This window comes from Streptomyces sp. AC627_RSS907, assembly GCF_019049165.1.
On sequence record NZ_JAGMUE010000289.1, the window covers coordinates 245,162 to 248,647 of the forward strand.

Consider the following 3,486-nt stretch of genomic DNA (forward strand, 5'->3'; position numbering starts at 1 on the left):
TGGGACTTCTTCGCGATCACGGGGAGGGCGTCGGCGTCGTCCTGCGTGGGGCACGCCACCCGCACGATCTGGCAGCCGGAGGCCGTCAGCTCGGCGATCTGCTGGAGCGTCGCGCCGATGTCCGACGTACGGGTCGTGGTCATGGACTGCACCGACACGGGGGCGTCACCGCCGACCGCCACGGAGCCGACCTGGATCTGCCGGCTCTTCCGGCGCACGGCGAGCGTGGTCGGAACGGACGGCATGCCGAGAGAAATCGCAGTCATCTGCTGTGCAACCCCAAGTCGTGGATCAGGTCCGGCCCCGTTCAGCGGCGGGCTCCGGCCTTCGAGATTACGGTACGGACATGAACGCCCGGCACACCGCGTAGGGGAAGTGCACCCTTTGGCGTCCGTCTTCCGGGTGCCGGGCGTGAAGCCCGACCCGGAGGGCATGCTCTCCGAATCGGGCTTCTCTTCGGATGAACGGGAGCGTCGGCGCCGTCAGCTGATCCGTACCGGATTGACGACGTCCGCCACCAGCACCAGCAGCGTGAAGCAGACGAAGACGCCCGCCACCACGTACGCCACCGGCATCAGCTTCGCCACGTCGAACGGGCCCGGGTCCGGGCGGCGCAGCACCTTGGCCGTGCCCCGGCGCAGCGACTCCCACAGCGCACCCGCGATGTGGCCGCCGTCGAGCGGCAGCAGCGGGAGCATGTTGAAGAGGAACAGGGAGAGGTTGAAGCCGGCGACCAGCATGACGAACATGGCCAGCTGCTGGGTGGCCGGGATGTCCAGGGTGGTGATCTCGCCGCCGACGCGGGCGGCGCCGACGACGCCCATCGGGGAGTCGGCCTCGCGCGGTCCGTCGCCGAAGACCGCGTCCCACAGGGCGGGGATCTTGCCGGGCAGTGCGGCGAGGGAGTCGACGGCGTCGCCGATCCGGTCGCCCATCCAGGTCACGGACTGGCCGAAGTCCTGTTTCACCACGCCGGTCGCGGCGCTGAAGCCGAGGAAGCCGGCCGTGACGTACTCGCCCTCGACGATCTGGCCGTGGGAGTCCTTCTTCGCGACCTTGTTGGTGGCGATCGTCGCGTGGAGGGTGACCCGCTCGCCCTTGCGGTCGACGACGACCGGGACCTCCTCGCCGGGGTGGGCGCGGATCAGGTCGGACAGCTTGTCCCAGTCGTCGGTGCGTACGCCGCCGAAGGAGATGATCTTGTCGCCCGCCTTGAGGCCGGCCGCCGCGGCCGGGGAGGCCGGGTCGGACTTGGTGCACTCGTCGCGGTTCTCGCTCTGCGAGATGACGCACTGGGAGACGGAGCTGACGGTGGTGGTCTGCTGCGAGATGCCGAAGCCCATCAGGACGGTGAGGAACAGCACCACCGCGAGGACGAGGTTCATGAACGGGCCCGCGAACATCACGATGACGCGTTTCCACGGCTTGCGCGTGTAGAACAGGCGCTTCTCGTCACCGGGCTGCAGTTCCTCGAAGGCCGCCGAGCGGGCGTCCTCGATCATGCCGCGCCAGGGCGAGGTGGAGCGGGCCTCCAGCCGGCCGTCGGCGCCGGGCGGGAACATGCCGATCATGCGGATGTAGCCGCCGAACGGGATGGCCTTGATCCCGTACTCGGTCTCCCCCTTCTTCCGCGAGAAGAGCGTCGGTCCGAAGCCGACCATGTACTGCGGGACGCGGATGCCGAAGAGCTTGGCCGTGGAGAGGTGGCCCAGCTCGTGCCAGGCGATGGAGAACAGCAGGCCGACGGCGAAGAGGACTATGCCGAGGATGAACATCAGGGTCGTCATGCACGGGCCTCCGCCGTCTGTGCCGCCAGTTCCCGGGCCCGGGTCCGGGCCCAGGTCTCCGCTTCGAGGACGTCCGCGACGGTGAGTGAGGTTCCCGTACGGGGGGTGCCGTGTTCCTCGACCACCCGCGTGACGGTCTCCATGATCCCGAGATACGGCAGTGCGCCGGAGCGGAACGCCTCCACGCACTCCTCGTTGGCGGCATTGAACACCGCCGGGGCCGTGCCCGCGAGTGCCCCGACGTGCCGGGCCAGGTTCACCGAGGGGAAGGCCTCGTTGTCGAGCGGGAAGAACTCCCAGGTCGAGGCCGTGCTCCAGTCGAAGGCGGGCGCGGCGTCGGGGACGCGCTCGGGCCAGCCGAGGCCGATGGCGATGGGCCCGCGCATGTCGGGGGGCGTCGCCTGGGCCAGCGTCGACCCGTCGGTGAACTCCACCATCGAGTGGACGAACGACTGGGGGTGCACGACGACCTCGATGCGGTCGAAGGGGATGTCGTAGAGCAGGTGGGCCTCGATGACCTCCAGGCCCTTGTTGACGAGGGTCGCGGAGTTGATCGTGATCACCGGGCCCATGGCCCAGGTGGGGTGGGCGAGGGCGTCCTCGACGGTGACGCCCGCCAGCTGTTCCTTCGTACGCCCCCGGAACGGGCCGCCGGAGGCGGTGACGACCAGCTTGCGCACGTCGGCGCGGGTGCCGGCGGCGAGCGCCTGGAAGAGGGCGGCGTGCTCGGAGTCGACCGGGATGATCTGCCCGGGCTTGGCGAGGGCCTTGACCAGCGGGCCGCCGACGATGAGCGACTCCTTGTTGGCGAGCGCGAGGGTGCGGCCCGCCTCCAGGGCGGCCAGCGTCGGGGCGAGCCCGATGGAGCCGGTGATGCCGTTGAGGACGGTGTGGCAGTCGGACGCGGCGAGCTGCGTGGCCGCGTCGGGTCCGGCGAGGACCTCCGGCAGCGGCTCACCCGTGCCGTACTGGTCGGCGAGTGCTTCACGCAGCGCGGGTACGACGTCCTCGCGGGCGACGGCGACAGTCCGTGCCTTCAGCCGGTACGCCTGCTCGGCGAGGAGGGCGACCCGGCCGCCGTTGGCGGACAGGGCGGTGACCCGGAAACGGTCCGGGTTGCGCAGCACGAGGTCGATGGCCTGGGTCCCGATCGACCCGGTGGACCCGAGGATCACCACGTCCTTGGGGCCGTCGCCCGCCACCGGGTCGTAGACGAGGTGCGGGTCGGCGAGGGGGGCTGGACTGTCGCTCATCCCCCCATTGTGGCCGCAAGCGCCCTCCGGGAGGACAGCGCGTCCCTCGCACGGGTGCCGGGGGGCCTGACCGGCGCGGAACGCGGGCCGGTGGAGCCGCGCCCCGAGCCCCCGGGGGCGCACCGGGACACTGGTGGCGAATGTCCCAGCAGCGTCCGCACCGGCTGCGGGGGCCGCGCTCTGCCGGAGCGGAGCGGGGGCCGCGCTTCCGGAGCGGCGGGGTGGACTGGCCCGGTCCCTATGACGGGGTGCCCGCCGGGCCCGGCAGGGCGAGGGGCCGGCCGGGGCGGGGTCGCCGGGGCGATGGGAGGGGTGGGAGGGGTGGGCTGCTCGCGGCGGCCGGTGAGGCACGCCTGCCCCGGCGCGCGGGCGGAATGCGGTGTGCGCGCCGGGGGCGGGGGTCACCTGATGGGGCGGTGTACGTTCTCCCGCTGCGAGGGGCCGGG

Annotated in this window: 3 protein-coding genes; all 3 read right to left on the reverse strand. The window is 71.7% G+C overall.

Going from position 1 to position 3,486, the window contains the following annotated elements:
- Nucleotides 1–266 (reverse strand): flavodoxin-dependent (E)-4-hydroxy-3-methylbut-2-enyl-diphosphate synthase (locus KUM32_RS35095; RefSeq protein WP_217145962.1); only part of this gene is annotated, 266 nt, incomplete at its 3' end.
- A 216-nt stretch (nucleotides 267–482) separates the two neighbouring features.
- Entirely contained in the window at nucleotides 483–1,775 is a 1,293-nt protein-coding gene (locus tag KUM32_RS35100; protein WP_217145984.1) for an RIP metalloprotease, read from the reverse strand.
- Between the two features lie 8 nt (nucleotides 1,776–1,783).
- Nucleotides 1,784–3,040 (reverse strand): 1-deoxy-D-xylulose-5-phosphate reductoisomerase, encoded by a 1,257-nt coding sequence (gene dxr, locus KUM32_RS35105; protein ID WP_217145963.1) that lies wholly within the window; start codon nucleotides 3,038–3,040, stop codon nucleotides 1,784–1,786.
- Nucleotides 3,041–3,486: the final 446 nt, after the last annotated feature.